This is a genomic window from Pseudomonas sp. NPDC077451, assembly GCF_044543345.1.
GTDB lineage: Bacteria > Pseudomonadota > Gammaproteobacteria > Pseudomonadales > Pseudomonadaceae > Stutzerimonas.
The window spans coordinates 257,385-278,611 of record NZ_JBITVX010000002.1; the positions used below are offsets into that span (position 1 = coordinate 257,385).

Sequence of the window (21,227 nt, forward strand, 5' to 3'; positions counted from 1 at the left end):
TCAATTACCTTCGAGGTTTCATCGTTCTTCTCTTGTTTGTGCTGGGTAATGCCACAGCCCAGGAGAAGAACATCGTTGTTACCAGCGGCGCGGACCGGGCGATCCCGATCGCAGTGGTGCCGTTCGGCTGGCAGGGTGGGACTGTCCTGCCTGAAGACATGGCCGAGATAATCGGCAATGACATGCGCAATTCCGGAATCTTCCAGCCGATTCCCAAGCAGAACATGATCAGTCTGCCCACTCGTGGCACTGAGATCATCTTTCGGGACTGGAAGGCGCTCGGCGCGCAGTACGTCATGGTTGGTAGTATCACTCCGGCTGCCGGCAAGCTGCAGATCCGCTACGAGGTGTACAACGTAGCCACCGAACAGCAGATCCTGACTGGCACTGTCGGTGGTTCTCAAGACCAGCTGCGGGACATGGCGCACTACGCGTCCGATCAGGCTTTCGAAAAGCTCACGGGCATCAAAGGCGCATTCTCGACCCGTCTGCTGTATGTCACAGTCGAGCGTCTTGGTGGCGCCAATACTCGCTATACCCTGCAACGCTCCGACTACGACGGTGCTCGGGCGGTGACCTTGCTGCAATCCCGAGAGCCCATCCTTTCCCCACGTTATTCGCCGGACGGACGCCGTATCGCCTACGTTTCATTTGAGCAGAAGCGTCCGCGCATCTTCATGCAGCACATCGATACCGGTCGTCGCGAACAGATCACCAATTTCGAGGGGCTTAACGGTGCGCCAGCATTTTCGCCGGATGGCAATCGCCTGGCATTCGTGTTGTCGAAGGACGGCAATCCCGAGATCTATGTGATGGACCTCGGCTCGCGTCAGTTGCAGCGTCTCACTGACCATTATGCGATCGACACGGAGCCATTCTGGGGTGCTGATGGCCAAACCATCTATTTCACCTCAGACCGCGCCGGCAAGCCGCAGATCTACAAGCAGCGTCTTGGCACCAATAACGCCGAGCGCGTTACCTTTGTGGGCAACTACAACGCTAACCCTAAGTTGTCGGCCGATGAGAAGACGCTGGTCATGATCCATCGTCAGGAGGGTTACACGAACTTCAAGGTGGCGGCGCAAGACCTGCAGCGTGGGAATCTGCGCATCCTCTCCGAGACAAGTTTAGATGAGTCGCCCACTGTTGCGCCTAATGGCACCATGCTAATCTACGCGACCCGCCAGCAGGGCCGGGGAGTCTTGATGCTCGTATCAATCAATGGTCGAGTTAGGCTCCCGCTTCCTACTGCTCAAGGCGAAGTCCGTGAGCCATCGTGGTCCCCTTACCTGAACTGATGCGGTATCAACGCTTTATCTAACCAAAACACACCTGGGGTTGTTACACATGGAAATGCTGAAATTCGGTAAGTTCGCTGCGCTGGCTCTGGCTATGGCCGTAGCTGTTGGTTGTTCGTCCAAGGGCGGCGACGATTCTGGCGAAGGTTCCTCTGCCATTGATCCGAACGCTGGTTATGGTGCCGACAGTGGTGCCGTTGACGGCAGCATGAGCGAAGAAGCTGCTCTGCGCGCTATCACTACTTTCTATTTCGAATACGACAGCTCGGACCTGAAGCCGGAAGCCATGCGCGCGCTGGACGTTCATGCCAAGGATCTGAAGTCCGCTGGCAACCGCGTTGTTCTGGAAGGCCACACTGACGAGCGTGGTACTCGTGAGTACAACATGGCTCTGGGCGAGCGTCGTTCCAAGGCTGTTCAGCGTTATCTGGTTCTGCAGGGCGTATCGCCTGCACAGCTGGAACTGGTTTCCTACGGTGAGGAGCGTCCGGTTGCTATGGGCAACGACGAGCAGTCCTGGGCTCAGAACCGTCGCGTTGAACTGCGTAAGTAATAAGCCATGCTCAAGCACCGTTATGCTCTGACGCTTTTTGCACTTGGACTGCCGCTGTTTGCGGCGGCCCAGGTTCCGGTAGTGGACTACGACTCGCAAAACCAAAGTGGTGCGGCTGGGTCGGGCTATTCAACCGGGGCGGATACTGGCGGTGCCTATGCCGGGGGCGGAGCGTCAGCTCCGTCTTCGGCGCAGGGCATGCTCTTCGTGCAGTTGCAGCAAATGCAGGAAGAGATTGCGCAATTGCGCGGCATGCTCGAAGTGCAACAGAACGACATCCAGCGCCTGAAACAGGAAGGGCTGGAGCGATATCAAGATTTAGACCGTCGCTTGTCGGCCGCCTCTTCGGGTGGATCGACCAGCCAGAATTCTTCGACCGCTGGCGCAATTGACGCTAGCGGTACCGCGCAGGCGCCCACAGGCACCTCAACAGCGCAAACGGCGAGCAGTCAGTCAGCTGATCCTGAAAAGGAAAAGCTTTATTACGACGCCGCATTCGATCTGATCAAAGCAAAGGATTTCGACAAAGCCAGTCAGGCATTTGCCGCTTTCCTACGCAAGTACCCCGGTAGTCCCTATGCAGGTAATGCTCAATATTGGTTGGGTGAAGTGAATCTCGCCAAAGGTGATCTGCAAGGTGCCGGACAGGCATTCGCCAAGGTCAGCCAGGCGTATCCTCAGCACAACAAGGTGCCCGATTCGCTGTACAAACTTGCGGATGTCGAGTTGCGTATGGGTAACCGTGACAAGGCCAACGGGATTCTTCGGCAGGTCATTGCCGATTATCCGAACAGCTCAGCTGCGCAGTTGGCTCAGCGTCAACTGAATCGATAGGCCATCCCTTGCTTCTGCTTCAAACCCGCCCCTCCGGCGGGTTTTTTCGTTAGAATCGCGGCCCCTTCCCGCAACGGAGGCGGATGGCCTGTTAGCCGTTACGCCCGTGGCTGATATGGACCATACCTTGCGAATCACCGAGATTTTCCATTCGCTGCAGGGCGAGACGCGCACCACTGGCCTGCCCACTGTGTTCGTCCGCCTGACCGGCTGCCCGCTGCGCTGTCAGTACTGCGATACTGCCTATGCCTTCGGCGGCGGCGAGGTCATACCGCTCGATGCCATTTTGGCACGCGTCGCCGCGTATCGGCCGCGATACGTTTGCGTCACGGGTGGTGAACCACTGGCCCAGCCGAGCTGCATACCATTGCTTAGGCATTTATGTGACGCCGGCTACGAAGTTTCTCTGGAAACCAGTGGCGCTTTGGATATCTCGGCGACTGACGTGCGGGTAAGTCGGGTGGTAGACCTGAAAACGCCAGGCTCAGCAGAAGTGGCACGCAACCGCTACGAGAACATCGGTCATCTAACGCGCAACGACCAAGTCAAGTTCGTGATCTGCTCGCGTGAAGACTACGATTGGGCAGTGACCAAGCTGATCGAGTACAGACTAGAAACGCGGGCGGGTGAAGTGCTTTTTTCACCCAGCCATGGGCAGGTAGAGGCGCGGGCGCTGGCCGACTGGATTGTCGCCGACAACCTTCCGGTGCGTCTGCAGTTGCAGCTGCACAAAATTCTCTGGAACGATGCGGCTGGGCATTGACTGGTCGCAAAGGTTTTCGACGGGCTTTAACTATGACTTCCAAGAAAGCTGTAATCCTTTTGTCCGGCGGGCTCGATTCGGCGACCGTGGTCGCGATGGCCAAAGCTGACGGTTATGCCTGCTACAGCATGAGTTTCGATTATGGCCAGCGTCATCGCGCAGAGCTGCAGGCTGCGGAGCGGGTGGCTCAGCACTTGGGCGTAGTTGAGCACAAAGTGATTGGTATGAATCTTAACGGGATTGGCGGATCGGCTTTGACAGATAGCAGTATCGCCGTGCCTGAAGAGCTAGGAGAAGGAATACCTGTCACCTACGTGCCGGCACGCAACACCCTGTTTCTTTCGCTGGCATTGGGTTGGGCTGAGGTGCTGGGCGCCCGGGATATTTTCATTGGTGTGAATGCAGTCGACTACTCAGGCTATCCAGATTGTCGTCCGGAGTTTGTCGAGGCTTTTGAGCGGCTGGCCAATCTCGCCACCAAGGCGGGTGTAGAAGGGCGCGGGTTTTCCATTCATGCCCCGCTGCAGGACCTAAGCAAAGGGGAGATCATCCAAGCTGGCGAGCGATTAGGTGTCGACTACAGCATGACCGTTTCCTGCTATCAGGCAGACGAAGATGGGCGCGCGTGTGGCAAGTGCGACAGCTGCCGATTACGTGCAGCCGGCTTCAGCGAAGCTGGTGTCCCTGACCCTACACGCTACAAGTGATTCAAAAAAAACTTGATTTACTCAATCAAATCAGTATCATGCGCTCCGCATCGGGTCGTTAGCTCAGTTGGTAGAGCAGTTGGCTTTTAACCAATTGGTCGTAGGTTCGAATCCCACACGACCCACCAAATTCCCTAGGGAACGAAAAAGCCGGAGGCCGAAAGGTCATCCGGCTTTTTTATATCCGCAGTTTATAAAGCTATAAGACCAAGCGTGCGACACGGTTATTAAGGTCAGTTCCTCTACGACCTTGGTATGTGACCCGAGCGTCTTTAAACGTACTAGACTGCCATCTTCCGATTTCTCAGTGGTTCGAGGCTCAAATGTATTCTGATCGCATCCGCTTGTCCTCCCTGCATAGCAAGGTCATGAGCGCCGACGAGGCCGCTACTCATGTGCTCGACGGTATGACTGTCGGCATGAGCGGTTTTACCCGTGCCGGTGAAGCCAAGGCCGTTCCCATGGCGCTGATCAAGCGTGCCAAGGAAAATCCGCTGAAAATCAGCCTGATCACCGGTGCCAGCCTTGGCAACGATCTGGACGGGCTGATGGCTGAGGCTGGCCTGCTGGCCCGTCGTATGCCGTTCCAGGCGGACGCAGCGTTGCGCAAGGCGATCAACGCGGGCGAGGTCATGTTCATCGACCAGCATCTGTCGCACACCGTTGAGCAAATGCGTAACCACCAGATCAAGAAGCCCGACCTCGCAATTATCGAGGCCGTTGCGATCACAGAAGATGGTCACATCGTGCCGACCACGTCGGTGGGCAACTCTGCCAACCTGGCTCTGTTTGCCGACAAGGTGATCATCGAGCTGAACATGGCACACAACCCGAATCTGGAAGGTCTGCACGACATCTACATCCCGGGTGAGCGCCCGAATCGCCAGCCGATCCCGCTGCTGAAAGTTGATGATCGTATCGGCACCGGCGCCATCCCGATCGACCCGGCGAAGATCGCCGCTATCGTTGTCACGGATCAGCCTGATTCCTATTCCACTGTCACGCCGCCGGACGACGAGACTCAGGCCATCGCAAATCACCTGATCCACTTCTTCAAGAAGGAAGTCGATGCAGGTCGTCTAAGCAACAGTCTCGGCCCGCTGCAGGCCGGTATCGGCAACATCGCCAATGCCGTGATGTGCGGCCTGATCGATTCGCCGTTCGAAAATCTGGTGATGTACTCCGAGGTGCTGCAGGACTCCACCTTTGATCTGATCGACGCGGGCAAGATGGTCTTTGCTTCCGGTTGTTCCATCACCCTGTCCGAGCGCTGCAACAGCCGCGTGTTCGGCAATCTGGAAAAATACAAGGACAAGCTAGTTCTGCGTCCCCAGGAGATTTCCAACCATCCGGAGCTGGTGCGTCGTATCGGCATCATCGGCATCAACACCGCACTCGAATTCGACATCTACGGCAACGTCAACTCGACCCACGTTGGCGGCACCAAGATGATGAACGGCATCGGCGGTTCGGGTGACTTCGCCCGTAATGCGCATATGGCCATCTTCGTCACCAAGTCGATCGCCAAGGGCGGCAATATCTCCAGCGTGGTTCCGATGGTCGCGCACGTCGACCACACCGAGCACGATGTCAGCATTCTGGTAACCGAGCAGGGCCTGGCTGACCTGCGAGGCTTGGCGCCTCGTGAGCGTGCTCGTGCGATCATCGACAACTGTGTGCATCCGTCCTACCGCGATGCGTTGAATGCTTACTTCGATGCGGCTTGTAAGAAGGGTGGGCAGACGCCACACCTGCTGCACGAAGCGATGGATTGGCATACCAACCTCGAAGAGCGTGGACACATGCTCAAGGGCAAGTGATGCAGAGCCCGCCGACGAAAGTCGGCGGGCTTTTCAGTTCAGGCTGATCTTTTGTTGTTTCCCCATCCGCTTTCACTTTTCTGAAAGCTTCGGCTAGTATTCCGCCCCCTTGGTAACGGCAGGGGTGAAAGGCTCGGCCCGTCCTCGCTTCATCTCTTCCTTCGCTACGTCCGTATTCTCGGCCTCGATGGCTATAATCGGCGGCTCGTACACCGCCGTGCTTGCAGGAACCAGCGAACATGACGCATATCCCCGAACGTATTCTGGTGCAGGCTCACCTGGCGGCCAAGCAGCCCAAGCCGCTGACGCCTGAGCAGGAGGCGCAGTTGCGCAGTGATATCGCCGCCGAACTGAAGCGGCAAAACGCGGTGCTGGTTGCGCACTATTACACCGACCCGGTGATCCAGGCATTGGCCGAGGAAACTGGCGGCTGCGTTTCGGATTCGCTGGAGATGGCAAGATTCGGCAACGAGCACTGCGCGCAGACGGTGGTCGTGGCAGGCGTCAAGTTCATGGGTGAAACGGCGAAGATCCTCAATCCCGAGAAGCGGGTCCTGATGCCGACATTGGAGGCGACCTGTTCTTTGGACCTTGGGTGCCCGGTCGAAGAGTTCTCGGCATTTTGCGACCAGCATCCAGAGCGTACCGTTGTGGTTTATGCCAACACGTCCGCCGCGGTAAAGGCACGTGCCGATTGGGTCGTCACCTCCAGTTGTGCGCTGGAAATCGTCGAAAGCCTGATGGATAACGGCGAGAAGATCATCTGGGCCCCCGATAAGCACCTCGGAAATTACGTGCAGCGTGAAACTGGCGCCGACATGTTGCTTTGGGATGGCGCATGCATCGTCCATGAAGAGTTCAAGTCGAAGCAATTGGAGGACATGAAAGCGCTGTATCCGGACGCAGCAGTGCTAGTCCATCCAGAGTCGCCTGAATCGGTGATCGCCCTTGCCGACGCGGTCGGGTCGACCAGTCAGCTGATCAAGGCGGCGCAGACCCTGACGAACCCGACGTTCATCGTCGCGACTGATCGCGGGATTTTTTATAAAATGCAGCAGCTTTGCCCGGACAAGCAGTTCATTGAGGCGCCGACGGCCGGCAGTGGCGCCACCTGTCGGAGTTGCGCTCATTGCCCGTGGATGGCGATGAATACACTCGAGCGCACGCTTGAGTGCCTGCGCACTGGCAGCAATGAGATACGGGTCGATCCGGCTTTGATTCCGCGAGCAGTCAAGCCGCTCAAGCGCATGCTTGAATTCACTCAGGCCGCTCGCATCAGGCAGGCTGGCAACGCCTGATGCAAGAGCTTGGGCGGGTTGTGGGCCTGAATCCTGTGGCAGCCTGAGGCTGCTGCAGGATTCAACGCAACATGTCCTCAACCATACGTTTTTCTTCGATCAGCTGTTTCTGTCGGGCATCAATTCGTGCCGCGCTCTGGAAGTTGTTCGAGCGACGTTTGGCGAAGTCCAACTGCTCGATTGCCTGATCATAATCCCCAACGAGTGCGAAATATTCCGCGCGGGCCTGATGCAGGCCGATGATGTTGCCGGTGAGGCCACGGATTTCTGCAACCTGATACCAGATGTCCGGGTCCTGTGGCCGGGCTTCCACCAGAGCGTCAAGCTCCTGCTCGGCATCCTGCAGTTTGTTTTCCTTGATCAGCAGATCAATATTCGCCTGGCGTACCGGATAATTTCCTGGGTAAAGGATAAGCAAGCCCTGCAACCGCGCGCGCGCGGCGGCAAGGCGGTTAGCCGTGATGTCCAGCTCGATCTGGGCTAGGTTGTAGGTGGCATCGTCCGGTTCCTTTGCCAGCAATGGCTCAAGGTTCAACGTGGCTTCCTTCAGCTGGCCGCTTTTCATCTGCGCCAGCGCCAGCCCGTAGCGAGCCGCGTCGAGGTTCGGATCGTCCGCTAGCATCGCGCGGAAGCGCTTGGCGCTGACCCCTGGCGTGCTTTCGAACTTCAGGTCCATGCGAGCACGTAGCAACTGATACTTCAGACTGTCTTCGACGCCTGTATCGGGGTATTGCTCGGCGCGGTTCTTGGTGTCGGCAATGCGTGATTCGGTGACCGGGTGGGTGAGAAGGAATTCTGGTGGCTTCTGGTCATAACGATATTGGCGCATCAGGCGGCCGAACATCTCAGGCATGGCGCGCGGGTCGTAGCCGGCTCGTTCGAGGTTGATGATGCCAATTCGGTCGGCTTCTTGCTCGTTCTGTCTGGAGAAACGACGCTGAGATTGAATTGCCGCCGCCTGGGTCGAAATAATGGCTGCGATGCCGGCATCGCCTGCACCAGCCGCAGCGGCGACAACACCGGCGAGCATGGCCGCCATCAGTGGTAGCTGCATACGTTTTTGCGCTTCCAGCCCGCGCGCGAAATGGCGTTGCGACAGGTGGGCCAGTTCGTGCGCGAGTACCGAGGCGTACTCGGCTTCAGTCTGTGCATGAAGGAACAATCCGCCATTGACCCCAATGATGCCGCCGGGCGCGGCAAAGGCGTTCAGCTGTGGGCTGTCGAGCAGCACGAATTCCAGGCGGCGATCCTGTAGCTGGCTGGTTTCGGCCAGGCGATACACGCTGCGCTCCAAGTAGTCCTTCAGCAGCGGGTCGGACAGCTGAGGGACCTGGCCACGCAACAGGCTGAGCCAGGCTCTGCCCAGCTGATGCTCCTGCTCTGGCGAGACGATGCCGGAGCTGGAGTCGCCGAGCGAGGGAAGGTCGTTGGCTAGTACCGGCTGGCCGATCAGGCAGGCAAGTGTCAGCAGGGTAGGGCGCAGCAATTTCATCCAGACTGGCTCTTAAAGGCGGGACCGCTACTGTAGCCTTGTGCTCGGGTCGCTGGCCAGAGCCGGGCGCAGCTCGGTATCCTGCAGCCCTTTCGAGGAGATGAACATGATTCAACAGGGTGCCCCCGGCATGGCCTGTGACGCCGAGCTGGATGCGGTCGGGCTGGCCTGTCCGATGCCGCTGCTAAAGGCCAAGCTGGAACTCAATCGACTGGCCAGCGGGCAAGTATTAATGGTCACCGCGACCGACCCGGGATCGCAACGCGACTTTCGCAGTTTCGCCAATCTGGCCGGCCATACGCTGCTGCACGAAGAAGCGGACGAAGGGCTTTACCGTTACTGGCTGCGCAAGGCCTGACGGCTGTTAAGGAAGGCATATGCTCAACGTGTTACGGAGTTGGATACATCGCTATTTTTCGGATGAGGAGGCGGTGGTCCTTGGGGTTCTGCTGGTGGTCGCCTTTGCGACAGTGTTGACCCTCGGTCACATGCTGGCCCCCGTCATCGCCGGCTTGGTGCTGGCGTATCTGATGCAGGGGTTAGTCGGTGCGCTGGAGCGAATCAAGCTGCCGCATCTGATAGCGGTTTGGCTGGTGTTTTTGATGTTCATCGGTCTGCTGACGGTCTGCATGCTGTTCTTGGCGCCGTTGATGTGGCAGCAGGTGCTGACGCTGTTCAACGAGCTCCCGCGGATGCTAGTGGAATGGCAGTCGCTGCTGCTTCTTCTGCCCGAGCGCTACCCCCAATTGCTCACTGAGGTGCAGGTGCTGCGGGGTATCGATTTCATCCGCGGCGAGGTCGGTCGTTATGGCCAAATCATGCTCACGTCTTCGTTGTCGAGCCTGCCGCTGCTGCTGAGCCTGATGATCTATCTGATCCTGGTGCCGATCCTGGTGTTCTTTTTTCTCAAAGATCGCCAACAGATTAACGATTGGCTCAGTGGTTACCTGCCGCACGAGCGAGGGCTGATCACCCAGGTCGCGCAAGAAATGAATGTGCAGATCGCCAACTACATACGCGGCAAGGCGATCGAGATTCTGATCTGTGGTGTGGTCTCGTATGCAGTGTTCGCCGCCCTTGAGCTGAACTATGCGGCGTTACTGGCCATGCTCGTCGGGATTTCGGTGGTGGTGCCCTATATCGGGGCCACTGTCGTTACCATTCCGATCGCATTGATCGGGCTCTTTCAGTGGGGGCTGGGCGACCAGTTCATCTACTTGATGGTGGCCTACGCCATTATCCAGGCGTTGGATGGCAACGTTTTAGTGCCGCTGTTGTTTTCCGAGGCGGTGAATCTGCACCCTGTTGCGATTATCTGCGCCGTGCTGCTGTTCGGTGGCTTGTGGGGCTTCTGGGGCGTGTTCTTCGCGATTCCCTTGGCGACCCTGTTCAAGGCCGTGCTTTACGCTTGGCCGCGCCGGCCGGCCACGCTACCGGTGGTGGAGCACGTCGGATAATTTTAAAGGCGGCACGTCGGAAGGGCGGCCCGGTGGGGAGCGCAGCAGGCGAGGCCACGGCAAGCTGCAAGCCGTAGCCTCAGCATTCTTGGTTTGCTGCGATGGAGCTTGGTAGGTCGCTCGGATCAGCCCTGGTGCAATGCTTGTGCGGCCTGCAGCACGGCGTCTACATGCCCTGGCACCTTCACCCCGCGCCATTCCTGCCGCAGCACGCCGTCAGCGTCGATGAGGAAGGTGCTTCGGTCTATGCCCAGATACTCCTTGCCGTACAGCTTTTTCAGCTTGATCACGTCGAATAGCTGGCAAAGCTGCTCGTCTTTGTCGCAGATCAGCTCGAAGGGAAAGCCCTGCTTGGTCTTGAAATTCTCATGGGTTTTCAGGCTGTCCCGCGACACGCCGAAAACGACCGTGTTGGCCGCAGCGAATGCGTTGTGCTGATCGCGAAAGCCCTGGCCTTGCGTCGTGCAGCCCGGAGTGTTGTCCTTCGGGTAGAAGTACAGGACCACCTGCTTGCCCTTCAACACATCGAGGCTGACCTGCGTGTTGCTGGTCGCCTGTGCCTGGAAGGCCGGCACGGGTTGGTCAACGGCTACGGACATGGTGGTCTTTCCTAAATTAAGGGTTCTGAGGGCGCCAGGGTTCGATCAACGCATCCAGGTTTAGTGCATCGGCGAAATCGAGGAATTGGTCCCGTAGCCAGCTGATCTGCGTGCCAGCCGGCAATGTGACGGTCATCGTCGCGTTGAGCATGGTGCCGCCAGTTTGCGGTGCCTCATAGGTATCGCAGGTAAGGGCTTCGAGCTCGACACGATGGTCGATAAAGAACTGGCACAACTCGTTGAGGATGTCTGGACGATAGGCCGAGCTGACATACGCCACATAGGGCAGCGCCTGTGGTCGAGTCTCCAGTGCTTCGCTGCGCACCACATTAGTGGTGAACTCGTGCTTCTTGGCCAGGCCGGGCAGGGCCGTCTCCATTCGAGCAAGCGCGTCCCAGCTTCCGGTGATCTCCAGAACCAGGGCACAGCATTCGCCGTGTCGGGTCAGGCGCGTACTGACCACGGCGCAGCGATTCTCGTTGCTGGCTCGGCAAAGCACATTGGTGAGCGCCATCGGGCTCCGGCCCATGGCGCTGATGACGAGAAATTGTTCTCGGGGTACTGGGGGGGTGGACATGCAGATTCCTGGCGGTGATGAATCGGTCGGCCAGCCAAGCCGAAAATGGCTAAGGGTAGCGAAAAGCGTCGTCAGAGGGAATGCGTCGGCCGAGTAAGCCAGTTGACTGTCGCGCCGGTGCTCAGTCGTTCCGGCGGTTGATGCCTCCAGCGTACTCGCAAAGCGCTCGGGAGCCTTGTACCATTACGCCTCTCTTTTTCCGGCAGGAGTGGGTTGCATGATTGCGGGCAGTATGGTGGCGTTGGTCACTCCCATGGACGCGCAGGGTGGTCTTGATTGGGATAGCCTGAGCAAGCTGGTCGACTTCCATCTCCAGGAAGGCACCCATGCAATCGTTGCGGTCGGTACTACTGGCGAAGCGTCTACTCTCGAAGTGGCTGAGCATATCGAGGTGATCCGTCGAGTAGTTGATCAGGTCAACGGTCGAATCCCAGTGATCGCCGGTACCGGGGCCAACTCAACGCGTGAAGCCGTCGAGCTGACTGAAAACGCCAAGCAGGCCGGCGCTGACGCCTGTCTACTGGTTACGCCGTACTACAACAAGCCGACGCAGGAAGGTATGTATCTTCACTTCCGCCACATCGCCGAAGCTGTAGCGATTCCCCAGATTCTTTACAACGTCCCCGGGCGTACTGCCTGCGACATGCTGCCAGAAACCATCGAACGCTTGGCCAAGGTGTCGAATATCATCGGCGTTAAAGAAGCAACCGGTGATCTCAAGCGCGGGCAGGAGGTGCTTGATCGCGTCGCCAAGGACTTCCTCGTCTATTCCGGCGATGACGCCACTGCCGTAGAACTGATGCTGATGGGGGGCAAGGGCAACATCTCCGTTACCGCGAACGTTGCGCCGCGCGCGATGAGCGAGCTGTGTACCGCTGCTATCGCTGGCGATGCCGACAAGGCGCGTGCCATCAATGCGCTGTTGATGCCGCTGCACCAGACACTGTTCCTTGAGGCCAATCCGATTCCGGTGAAATGGGCTCTGCACGAGATGGGTCTTATACCGGACGGCATTCGCCTGCCGCTCACCTGGCTTAGCCAGCGTTGCCACGAGCCGCTTCGCGACGCGATGCGTCAGTCCGGTGTGCTGGCCTGATAGTCTCAGGCGTACTGGTTTAATAATGAAGGAACATGCATGAAGCGATTGGCCGGCCTCTCGACCCTAGCCTTGATCATCTCTGGAACCAGCGGTTGTGGCTGGTTGTGGGGTGAAGACGGATACTTCCGCGACCGTGGCAGCGACTACCTGCAGGCACAGCAGGTGCCGCCGATGCATGTGCCTGGCGATGTCGAGCTGCGCCCGATCGAACCGCTGCTGCCAATCCCCCAGCAAGTAGCCGACAGCCGTGCGACAGGCGAGTACGAAGTGCCCCGTCCACAGCGTCTTGTCGCCGCCGAAGAGGCGAGCGACTACACGCTGCAGACATCTGAAGATGCGCGCTGGCTTGTTGCTATGCGTGCTCCTTCGCAAGTGTGGGCGGCGGCCCGTCAGTTCTTCACCGATAACGGCTTCCAGATTGCCGAAGAGCGGCCTCAGACCGGTGAGTTCGTCACCGCCTGGCAGACCCGTGACCAGCTCTCGCCAGCATTAGTACGCAACCTTGGCCTGGGCGAAGGCGAAACCCGTGTAAGGGTTCGCGTCGAGCCCGGCGTGCAGCGTGATACCAGTGAGATCTTCTTGGTCAGCGTTGAGCGCCCCGCAGGCAGTAGTACCGATGTTGCCTGGCCGGACACCCCGGCGAATGCGGAGCGTGATCGTGTACTGCTCGATGAGCTGCAGGCAGGGCTGAACAGCAGCACCGCACAAGGTGGATCCGCCTCGCTGCTGGCTGAGCGCGAGTTCGACGCGCCAAGCCGTGTCACACTCAATGAAGCCGGCAGCGGCGAGCCAGTGTTGCAGCTTGACACCGATTTCAACCGTGGTTGGTCGAGCGTCGGTCGTGCTCTAGCTGCGAGCGATATCCTCGTCGAGGATTTGGATAGAAGCCTTGGCGTTTACTACGTCAATCTGGCGGAAGGCGCGGCTAATCCAGACGAGAAGCCAGGTTTCTTCTCGCGCTTGTTCGGTGGAGCCCCTGACCGCGAAGAAATCGAAGCCCGCGCCGAACGTTATCAGGTACGCGTGACCGCTGTGGGGGACAAGGTACAGGTCACCCTCGACAAGGATCTCGACACCGTTGCTCCGGCTGAAACCTCGCGACGCGTGCTGAATATGCTCAAGGACAACCTGGACTGATTCTGCAAAACAGTCCGCTTCGATCAAGTCAGGCGAAACCTCTCGGTTTCGCCTGTTTCGTTTGATGACTGATCCAATCGTTGCGGCTGCGCTGTTGCGCAAGCCGGCGTAGGTTCGGCAACCGCGAGAATCGCCATGACCACTCCCAATTCCCTCAGCCTGAAGAAAATCTATTCTGGCAAGGTGCGTGATCTGTACGAGATCGACGACAAGCGCATGCTGATGGTCGCCACCGACCGGCTTTCGGCGTTTGATGTGATCCTAGCCGAACCTATCCCGGAGAAAGGCAAGATCCTGACCGCCATTTCCAACTTCTGGTTCGACAAGCTTGCGCAGCTGGTCCCCAACCATTTCACCGGCGACAAGGCCGAGGACGTTGTATCTGCCGCGGAGCTGCCTCTGGTCGAGGGGCGGGCGGTAGTGGCTAAGCGTCTGAAGCCCGTAGCAGTCGAGGCCATCGTGCGGGGTTATATCGTCGGCTCGGGCTGGAAGGAATACCAGCAGAACGGCACTGTCTGCGGCATCAAGCTGCCAGCCGGCCTGAAAGAGGCGGCCAAGCTGCCGCAGCCGATCTTTACGCCGTCGACCAAGGCGGCCGTGGGCGATCACGACGAGAACATCTCCTTCGAGCAGTGCGAAGCCATCATAGGTAAAGAGCTCGCGGCGAAGGTGCGCGATACCTCGATCGCGCTGTACAGCGCAGCCGTCGCGTACGCAGCAACGCGGGGCATCATCATCGCCGATACCAAATTCGAGTTCGGCCTTGACGAAAACGGCGAGCTGACACTGATGGATGAAGTGCTTACACCTGACTCCAGCCGCTTCTGGCCTGCAGACAGTTACGCTGAAGGCAGCAACCCGCCGAGCTTCGACAAACAGTTTGTCCGCGACTGGCTGGAATCCACCGGCTGGAACAAGGAGCCGCCAGCCCCGCCTGTTCCAGCTGATGTGGCCCAGAAGACTGCCGACAAATACCGTGAAGCGCTGACGCGCCTGACCAGCTAATTGGAGGCGGCCGGGCGGGGCTGATCACTGCAGCCAGCCTGGCTGTCACGATATGGCGCCGTTAAAAATCTGAGCAGTTGGGGTTAGACAAAACAAACCGAGCTGCTATGATGCGCGCCGCTGGAGAGATGCCGGAGTGGCCGAACGGGACGGATTCGAAATCCGTTGAACTGGCAACAGTTCCTAGGGTTCAAATCCCTATCTCTCCGCCATTCTTCTAGAAGCCCCGTAATCGCATGATTACGGGGCTTTTTCGTTTCTGCGATTTGGTTTGGTCTGGTGGAGCCATCGCTCCGCGACTGCCACTGCCACTGCCGCTTCACCCGGCGTCGCCTCATCCTTCCCCGTGGCCGGTGCTTGAGTCGGACCAGAGCTACGCGCGCCTTTCTTCCGAGATGTCCCAGTCTGTTCAGATTGGCTTGCCAGAGTAGTTCTGGCGGCAGAGCCATTTCTTTATATACAAAATATAAATATATATAATATAGTTCGCGCACATTATCAGTGGGATACGAATAGCGTTGTCAGGCAGGCGTTCGGTGGGTTCGCGGTTCATCATCAACCGAACGCCAGGCGCTCAAAGCTCTTTTCTCAGGGACATAACCACACGTGAAGACCATCAGTGTTCAAGGCAGCATGGGTAACGGCTTCGCAATCGAAGTAGCCTGCGGCAATCACCGAGTACTCATTGATCAGCCACGCGCCGCGTTCGGTACTGATACCGGGCCGAGCCCATTGGAGCTGGTCTTGGCGGCGCTTGCGGGTTGCTTCGGAACCATTGGTCGTTTCCTCGCTCATCAGCGCAAGGTGGAGCTGCGCGGCATGCGCTTCGAAATCGAGGCGGACTACGATCCGGCCGGGTTGCTCGGGCGTGACACCAGCGTGCGGCCGGGCTTCGAGGAAGTGCGTCTTCGGGTGGATATCGATGCTGACATGACGCTGGAGCAAAAACAGGAATTCCTCGCCGAGGTAGAGCGCCGTTGTCCGCTGGCAGACAACCTGCTGCATGGCACGCGTGTGCACAGCGAGTTGGCAGGCTGAGCGCTGAAGCTGCACTAGCGCCAAAGCAAAGGACAAGTGGGCGCCGAGGGCACTGAAACTTTCGGCGAGGGGGACGCTGGACGATTAAATGCGCATGCTTTCTTCGGCACTGGCGAAAGTAACGTGTGCAACACACAGCGAGTCTGCGACAGCTGCGCAGATGCCTGGTCGCAGGGGCGCGGGTCCAATTGGTTTTCGATTCAATACATCTCTTCGGCCAGTAGGCCACCAAGGAGTTTTTATGCGCTATCTGTTGCCCTTGAGCTGTTTGGCGTTGAGCTTGTCTGCCCAAGCGGAGCCACTGGATCCGTTGATCAGTGAGGGGATGGCACTCATTCCTCCGTTTCAGCAGCAGCTGATGGCCACGGTGAAGTCCGCTGTGGAAAGTAGCGGACCGCAACAGGCGGTGCAGGCCTGCCAGCAAATGGCGCCGCAGATCACTGCCGAGCATAGCGAGGCGCCTTGGCGGGTGGGTCGCACGGCACTGAAGCTGCGTAACCAAGACAATGCGCCCGATCCCTGGGAGCGCGCCGTGCTGGAGCAGTTTCAGCAGCGCGCTGCGGAGGGTGAGCCACTGCAAAACATGTCGCATGCCGAAATGGTGGACGGTGAGTTTCGAATGATGAAGGCCATCCCCACTGGTGAGGCGTGTCTGGCCTGTCATGGTGGTTCGATCAAACCCGAGCTGGCGGCGCTGATTGACCAGTATTACCCCGAGGACGAAGCTCGGGGCTTCAAGCTTGGGGAGCTGCGGGGCGCTTTCACGCTGAGGCGTGCTGTCGACTAGCGTCTGCTTTACTGACCTGCCCGTGGCCGCCCGGCTGCGGCGCACGGAGAATGTAGTCGTGTATTTCGACAGCGCCTGCACATACAAGCTATAGCGTCCCGCCGCTTTGCTCATGCGCCGATGCGTCCTGCCACGCTGGCCAGTCCAGACGCCGGGTGTAACAAGGCTGATGCCGTCCACAGTCGCAGACGGCAACTCAGGTCGTCGCTAGCGCGATGGTCAGCTAATCAGCGTTTCTGCGAATCCTCTTCGTCATCTACGCGCTCGTCGTCTCCGTGAGCGTTTTCGATCGTGTCCTCGGTTAAACGTGGCTGCGGGTCTTCGCCGGTAGGGTTCTGGTAGCCGTGTGCGCTTGCCTCGTTGTTGAGGTCCTGCTGGGCCTGGCTGTTTGTGTCGGCCGGCTCATGCTCGGTCGGTTCCTGATTGGCCGACGCGGTCGTTGCTAGCAGGGCTAGTAACACTGATGAAGCGATGCTTAAGCTCTTCATTTGATATCCCTCGACTGTTTGCGGGCTCCATGTTTCGGACCTGCAGCGGCTGGCGTTCGTTCGTGTCTGCTGCTGGACGGGCCGCGTGTGGAGCGGCGCCTGCCGACAGGGGTGGGGCACCCAGCCGGGTTTGGACTGTCTCAGCTGGGAATCACTTACCGAGACGCTACATGATCGATTGGTTAATGAAGAACCAGCAGCTCGTTTCGTTGCTGATCTCCTTGAGCACGCTTCTGGTGTGGATGTTCTATGCGCATTTGCTCCTGCGAAACTTCAGACGGCAGCGTCAGCCGAGCCTGCTTATCAATCGAGGCGCAGGCAAAGGACTCGGCTCGCTTTGCATCATCTCCAACATGAGTGCCGAGCCGATGTTCATCAATCAGCTCGTGGTCTCGGTGATGACGTCACGGGGACCCTTGGAAGTGGATATCACCGACATTCGCCAGAGCATGGAAGATGACGTGCCACCCGATCTCGCCATCCACCAGACCACCCACCAGGGGCCACTGAGCAGTGGTGATTTCATTCACGTCGGCACCTTTCAGGGTATGTTGCGGCGAGTTGCCGAGCTTAATGGCATCGAGCTTCAAGGCCATCAGCCAGTGGGTGACTGGCAGTTCCACTGCATGGAAATCCGCGCGGTGGCGTTTTACGGGCCAGAGCGCCACCCGCTAGGTGTGTTGCGGCGCTTCAAACTGGGCGACCTCACCGATCCGGAATGCCGTCTGGTGCCGGAGAGCCCGTTCACCCACCAGCTGACCTCCTGGCGTGACCGTCGCCGCGTACGGAGCTGGCTATCGGAAGGGCTGAATGACTAGCCCTTCGCACGCATGGGCTTAAGCAGGGTGGAACTCCGCTTCGTTTCAAAGGTCACGTAGAACTGGCTTCTCAGCGCGTGTCGTAGCGATACGCCGGGTTCAAGCCGTGACATGCGCTGCGCAGCAGGACATTGCTGACGTGTAAATGATTGGACAGCTTGGTTTCGGCGAGGCTGCAGCAGTAAGGGAATCGGTCGTGGAGATCAACCGGGTAAGCGCAAAGGACATCAACGAAGAACACTATGAGTTGGTTGTAGTCGGGTCTGGTTTTGGTTCGAGCTTCTTTTTGACCGAAGCCTTGAAACACCTCACCGGACGCGCATTGATCCTAGAGTGGGGTGATTTCCATCCCTGGGATTGGCAGATCCAGACCCAAAGCAGTTCTGCCATCAAGCCGGACTCCACCTACGACAACCGCGGCGAGAAACCTTGGAATACCACCATCGCCTTGGGCGGTGGAATGAATTGCTGGTATTCACAGACGCCTCGTTTGCACCCCAGTGATTTCGCCATTCGGACGCGTTACGGTGTCGGCAACGATTGGCCGCTGAGCTATGCCGAGCTCGAACCCTACTATTGCCAGGCCGAGCAGATCATGTCGATCGCAGGCGACCCGGATATGACCCGAGTGTTGCCTCGCAGCCAACCCTTCCCCCAGCCTCCGCATAAAGGCTCCTCCATCGACATGTTGATGAAGGAGGCCATGCCCGACCATCATTTCATCATGCCGACCGGGCGTGCTCGGGTCGCGACCGGCACCCGAGGCGTCTGCTGTGCCAATGCCACCTGTAACCTCTGCCCGATGAACGCCAAGTTCACCGCGCAGAATGGCTTGGCCGAGCTGTACAGCCATCCCAAGGTGGATGTGTGCCTGAAGACCGAAGTGCGCACACTCGAATACCAAGGCAACATCATTAAGGGCGTCACGATCCGCTCCGATGGGCAGGAGTTCAAAGTATTCGGTGATCTGTTCGTGCTGGGCGCGAATGCCATTCAGAGCCCGGCGATCCTGCTGCGTTCGGATATCAACTTCGGCGAAACCGGTATGGGCCTGCACGAGCAAGTGGGGGCCAACGTCGAGGTATATCTAGATGGGCTGGGCAACTTCGATGGCAGCACGATCACCACCGGCCTTAACTATTCGCTATACGACGGTGACTTCCGTAAGGAGCACTCGGCGTGCCTGGTCTACTTTGAAAATCGCTGGCCCTACGGGCTACGTCCAGAAATCGGGCGCTGGAACCAGACGCTGCCGTTGATGCTGGTGAGCGAAGACCTGCCCAACGTCGAGAACCGGGTCGTCATCGACCCGCAGACCGGGCAGGCGATCATCGACTACCGCGGCGAGTCCGACTACGGCATGAAGGGGGTTCAGTACGGCCTCGACAGCTTGGAAAAATTGCTCGCGCCGCTGCCGGTGGAATCGATCAATTTCAGGGAATGGCGTCTGACGGAATCGCACGTGCAGGGCACGTTGCGCATGGGGCAGGTAGATGACGGTTCGGTCGTCGATGGGCACATGGTGCATCACAAAATGCGCAATCTTGTTGTCGTCGGTACTGCGACTTACCCGAGCTGCTCGCCGGCGAATCCCAGCCTGACGGCTGCCGCCTTGTCCATCCGTGCTGCCGACCTGCTTTATAGCTAAGGATTGCCCATGAAACGTCGTACGTTGTTGGTTTCGTCCGCCGCCACACTGGGTCTGGTGGCAATCGGGTCCGGCGCCTGGATCTACGAGGACCGTCAGGTCTTCATTCCGCAGCTGCTGCAACGGCTGGTGGGAAACTTCCAGATGAATCCTGACGACCAGCGCAAATTCGTCGATGCGATGGCTGACCACTACGGCTCGGAGAAGCTGACCGCATTGATGGGGCTCTACAAGATCCGCCAGCAAACCGGTGTGGGAACAGCCTACACTGATCTTCGGGTCGACAACTTCGAGCGCCGTTTGTTAACGGATTTCATGGTTTCGACTGATTTTTTGCGGCAGCAGAACAAGACCAATCCCAAGATTAGCTTTCTTGGCTATCGGTTGCCCTGCAGCAACCCTTACGCTCGGTTCGACGGGCTGGCGTGAGGTCATACGGTATCCGCCTGCCTCGTTGAACCCGTCGGCCAATGGCCTTTGCAATGTCATTCGATGGATCAAGTGACAGGCTGGGTGGCCCCCTCAATCCGTCTTATCCGGAGGCCTGTTCATGCGCATCGCCGTCTTCAGTACCAAGCCCTACGATCGCACCTTTCTTGACCAGGCCAACCAGGCGCACCAGCACCAACTGGTCTATCTGGACGCCCGGCTGACCGCGGAAACCGCGCCGTTAGCGGCGGGTTTCGCCGGCATATGTGCTTTCGTTAACGACAAGCTCGACCGCGAAGTGCTGCAGCGCTTGCATTCCAGCGGTACGGAGCTCATTGCCCTGCGGTCGGCCGGTTTCAATAACGTCGACCTCGCCGAGGCGGAGCGGCTGGGCATAACGGTGGCGCGAGTGCCGGCGTATTCGCCCCACGCGGTCGCAGAGCATGCGGTGGCACTGGTGCTCGGGCTCAACAGGATGACCCATCGCGCCTATAACCGCGTGCGTGAAGGAAATTTCTCCCTCGATGGCCTGCTCGGTTTCGACCTGTACGGTAAGACGGTGGGCGTGATTGGGACCGGTAAGATCGGCCTTATCTTCGCCGACATCATGCATGGCTTCGGTTGTAGGGTGCTGGCCAGCGATCCCTTTCCCAGCGCCGATGCGAAGGAATTCGTCAGCTATGTGCCGTTAGAAAAACTGTTCGGCGAAGCGGACATCATTTCGCTGCACTGCCCGCTGACCCCGGAAACCAACCACCTGATCGATGCCGACGCGATTGCTCAGATGAAACAGGGCGTAATGTTGGTCAACACCGGCCGAGGCCGTGTAGTCGATACGCGCGCAGTCATCGAGGGTCTCAAGAGCGGAAGGATCGGTCGGCTGGGGCTGGATGTTTACGAGGAGGAAGAAAACCTTTTCTTCCAAGACCTTTCACAGCAGGTCATCAGCGACGATTTGTTCATGCGTCTGACGACCTTTCCCAACGTGTTGATAACTGGGCATCAGGCATTCTTCACTGCGGAAGCGCTGACCAATATCGCCGAGACCACGCTGGCGAATATCAGCGCCTTCGAGCAGGGCAGCGGTGCCCTGCATCGCGTGACCGTCGACAAGCTGGTGTAGCCATCACGGTTCGCTGGCGCCTGGATTGCCAGACGGAACCCTGGCCGGATCAGCGTGGGCTCTGCTCGCTGATCAGCATCCCGCATGCCACCTGATAAACCTGATTTCCACGTCTGATCGTCAGTGGCGCTCGTTCAGCAATCACCGCGCCGCTGTCGAGCATCCGTTCGATGTGGGTACGCAATTGATGGTATTGCCTGGTGTATTCCCGATGCATCTAAGTCAGCCCCCTCAGCCATCTTGAGTTATTAGGCGTA

Annotated in this window: 23 protein-coding genes and 2 tRNA genes; 20 read left to right on the forward strand and 5 right to left on the reverse strand. The window is 58.5% G+C overall.

The window, feature by feature from the left end; genetic code table 11:
• Nucleotides 1-20 precede the first annotated feature (20 nt).
• The 8 genes from tolB (at nt 21) to nadA (ending at nt 7,273) form a co-directional block, all read left to right on the forward strand.
• The gene (tolB, locus tag ACIGHL_RS04960; protein WP_241509044.1) at nt 21-1,298 is read left to right on the forward strand and encodes a Tol-Pal system beta propeller repeat protein TolB; all 1,278 of its coding nucleotides are present in this window, start codon (nt 21-23) and stop codon (nt 1,296-1,298) included.
• A 49-nt stretch (nt 1,299-1,347) separates the two neighbouring features.
• A complete protein-coding gene (gene pal / locus ACIGHL_RS04965) occupies nt 1,348-1,851 on the forward strand; it encodes a peptidoglycan-associated lipoprotein Pal (protein WP_045428720.1) in 504 nt (167 codons plus the stop codon).
• 6 nt (nt 1,852-1,857) lie between these two features.
• Nucleotides 1,858-2,685, forward strand: a complete 828-nt coding sequence (gene ybgF, locus ACIGHL_RS04970; protein WP_128119381.1) for a tol-pal system protein YbgF — start codon at nt 1,858-1,860, stop codon at nt 2,683-2,685.
• Nucleotides 2,686-2,800: 115 nt separating this feature from the next.
• Nucleotides 2,801-3,448, forward strand: a complete 648-nt coding sequence (queE, locus tag ACIGHL_RS04975; protein ID WP_128119380.1) for a 7-carboxy-7-deazaguanine synthase QueE — start codon at nt 2,801-2,803, stop codon at nt 3,446-3,448.
• A 32-nt stretch (nt 3,449-3,480) separates the two neighbouring features.
• Nucleotides 3,481-4,155 carry a 7-cyano-7-deazaguanine synthase QueC gene (queC, locus tag ACIGHL_RS04980; protein ID WP_128119379.1) on the forward strand — a complete coding sequence of 225 codons (675 nt, stop codon included), beginning with the start codon at nt 3,481-3,483 and terminating at the stop codon, nt 4,153-4,155.
• Between the two features lie 52 nt (nt 4,156-4,207).
• Nucleotides 4,208-4,283: transfer RNA gene (locus tag ACIGHL_RS04985), tRNA-Lys, on the forward strand.
• A gap of 195 nt (nt 4,284-4,478) precedes the next feature.
• Nucleotides 4,479-5,975, forward strand: a complete 1,497-nt coding sequence (gene scpC / locus ACIGHL_RS04990; protein ID WP_128119378.1) for a succinyl-CoA:acetate CoA-transferase ScpC — start codon at nt 4,479-4,481, stop codon at nt 5,973-5,975.
• 239 nt (nt 5,976-6,214) lie between these two features.
• Nucleotides 6,215-7,273: a quinolinate synthase NadA gene (gene nadA, locus ACIGHL_RS04995; RefSeq protein ID WP_128119377.1), complete on the forward strand. Its 1,059-nt coding sequence runs from the start codon at nt 6,215-6,217 to the stop codon at nt 7,271-7,273.
• Nucleotides 7,274-7,334: 61 nt separating this feature from the next.
• Here nadA and ACIGHL_RS05000 read toward each other — a convergent pair whose 3' ends face one another.
• Nucleotides 7,335-8,765 carry a M48 family metalloprotease gene (locus ACIGHL_RS05000; RefSeq protein WP_128119376.1) on the reverse strand — a complete coding sequence of 477 codons (1,431 nt, stop codon included), beginning with the start codon at nt 8,763-8,765 and terminating at the stop codon, nt 7,335-7,337.
• 106 nt (nt 8,766-8,871) lie between these two features.
• Here ACIGHL_RS05000 and ACIGHL_RS05005 point away from each other — a divergent pair, with 106 nt between their 5' ends.
• Together ACIGHL_RS05005 and ACIGHL_RS05010 are read left to right on the forward strand one after the other, a co-directional pair.
• Nucleotides 8,872-9,123, forward strand: a complete 252-nt coding sequence (locus tag ACIGHL_RS05005; protein WP_128119375.1) for a sulfurtransferase TusA family protein — start codon at nt 8,872-8,874, stop codon at nt 9,121-9,123.
• A 19-nt stretch (nt 9,124-9,142) separates the two neighbouring features.
• Nucleotides 9,143-10,222 (forward strand): AI-2E family transporter, encoded by a 1,080-nt coding sequence (locus ACIGHL_RS05010; protein ID WP_064481970.1) that lies wholly within the window; start codon nt 9,143-9,145, stop codon nt 10,220-10,222.
• A 125-nt stretch (nt 10,223-10,347) separates the two neighbouring features.
• On the opposite strand, the gene ACIGHL_RS05015 is transcribed toward ACIGHL_RS05010, so the two are convergent.
• Together ACIGHL_RS05015 and ACIGHL_RS05020 are read right to left on the reverse strand one after the other, a co-directional pair.
• The gene (locus ACIGHL_RS05015; protein ID WP_128119374.1) at nt 10,348-10,821 is read right to left on the reverse strand and encodes a peroxiredoxin; all 474 of its coding nucleotides are present in this window, start codon (nt 10,819-10,821) and stop codon (nt 10,348-10,350) included.
• Between the two features lie 16 nt (nt 10,822-10,837).
• Nucleotides 10,838-11,398, reverse strand: coding sequence for a glycine cleavage system transcriptional repressor (locus ACIGHL_RS05020; protein ID WP_045428702.1), 561 nt, complete (start codon nt 11,396-11,398; stop codon nt 10,838-10,840).
• A 217-nt stretch (nt 11,399-11,615) separates the two neighbouring features.
• Here ACIGHL_RS05020 and dapA point away from each other — a divergent pair, with 217 nt between their 5' ends.
• The 6 genes from dapA (at nt 11,616) to ACIGHL_RS05050 (ending at nt 16,464) form a co-directional block, all read left to right on the forward strand.
• Complete coding sequence (gene dapA / locus ACIGHL_RS05025; protein WP_127838853.1) at nt 11,616-12,494, forward strand: 4-hydroxy-tetrahydrodipicolinate synthase; 879 nt, start codon at nt 11,616-11,618, stop codon at nt 12,492-12,494.
• A 39-nt stretch (nt 12,495-12,533) separates the two neighbouring features.
• Nucleotides 12,534-13,634, forward strand: coding sequence for an NlpB/DapX family lipoprotein (bamC, locus tag ACIGHL_RS05030; protein WP_128119373.1), 1,101 nt, complete (start codon nt 12,534-12,536; stop codon nt 13,632-13,634).
• A 135-nt stretch (nt 13,635-13,769) separates the two neighbouring features.
• Nucleotides 13,770-14,639 (forward strand): phosphoribosylaminoimidazolesuccinocarboxamide synthase, encoded by an 870-nt coding sequence (locus tag ACIGHL_RS05035; RefSeq protein ID WP_128119372.1) that lies wholly within the window; start codon nt 13,770-13,772, stop codon nt 14,637-14,639.
• 122 nt (nt 14,640-14,761) lie between these two features.
• A tRNA-Ser gene (locus tag ACIGHL_RS05040) sits at nt 14,762-14,851 on the forward strand.
• A gap of 421 nt (nt 14,852-15,272) precedes the next feature.
• On the forward strand, nt 15,273-15,677 hold the full coding sequence (locus tag ACIGHL_RS05045; RefSeq protein WP_216707282.1) for an OsmC family protein: 405 nt from the start codon (nt 15,273-15,275) through the stop codon (nt 15,675-15,677).
• A 241-nt stretch (nt 15,678-15,918) separates the two neighbouring features.
• On the forward strand, nt 15,919-16,464 hold the full coding sequence (locus ACIGHL_RS05050; RefSeq protein ID WP_181689956.1) for a Tll0287-like domain-containing protein: 546 nt from the start codon (nt 15,919-15,921) through the stop codon (nt 16,462-16,464).
• 227 nt (nt 16,465-16,691) lie between these two features.
• On the opposite strand, the gene ACIGHL_RS05055 is transcribed toward ACIGHL_RS05050, so the two are convergent.
• Nucleotides 16,692-16,952 (reverse strand): hypothetical protein, encoded by a 261-nt coding sequence (locus ACIGHL_RS05055; protein ID WP_128119371.1) that lies wholly within the window; start codon nt 16,950-16,952, stop codon nt 16,692-16,694.
• 170 nt (nt 16,953-17,122) lie between these two features.
• On the opposite strand from ACIGHL_RS05055, the gene ACIGHL_RS05060 reads away from it, so the two are divergent.
• From ACIGHL_RS05060 to ACIGHL_RS05075, 4 genes are all read left to right on the forward strand, one after another.
• A complete protein-coding gene (locus ACIGHL_RS05060; RefSeq protein WP_128119370.1) occupies nt 17,123-17,770 on the forward strand; it encodes a hypothetical protein in 648 nt (215 codons plus the stop codon).
• A 145-nt stretch (nt 17,771-17,915) separates the two neighbouring features.
• Nucleotides 17,916-19,418 (forward strand): GMC oxidoreductase, encoded by a 1,503-nt coding sequence (locus tag ACIGHL_RS05065; RefSeq protein ID WP_181689955.1) that lies wholly within the window; start codon nt 17,916-17,918, stop codon nt 19,416-19,418.
• 9 nt (nt 19,419-19,427) lie between these two features.
• Nucleotides 19,428-19,847 (forward strand): hypothetical protein, encoded by a 420-nt coding sequence (locus ACIGHL_RS05070; RefSeq protein ID WP_128119369.1) that lies wholly within the window; start codon nt 19,428-19,430, stop codon nt 19,845-19,847.
• A 121-nt stretch (nt 19,848-19,968) separates the two neighbouring features.
• A complete protein-coding gene (locus ACIGHL_RS05075; protein WP_128119368.1) occupies nt 19,969-20,970 on the forward strand; it encodes a 2-hydroxyacid dehydrogenase in 1,002 nt (333 codons plus the stop codon).
• 49 nt (nt 20,971-21,019) lie between these two features.
• On the opposite strand, the gene ACIGHL_RS05080 is transcribed toward ACIGHL_RS05075, so the two are convergent.
• Nucleotides 21,020-21,187 (reverse strand): hypothetical protein, encoded by a 168-nt coding sequence (locus tag ACIGHL_RS05080; RefSeq protein WP_181689954.1) that lies wholly within the window; start codon nt 21,185-21,187, stop codon nt 21,020-21,022.
• Between the last annotated feature and the right edge of the window lie 40 nt (nt 21,188-21,227).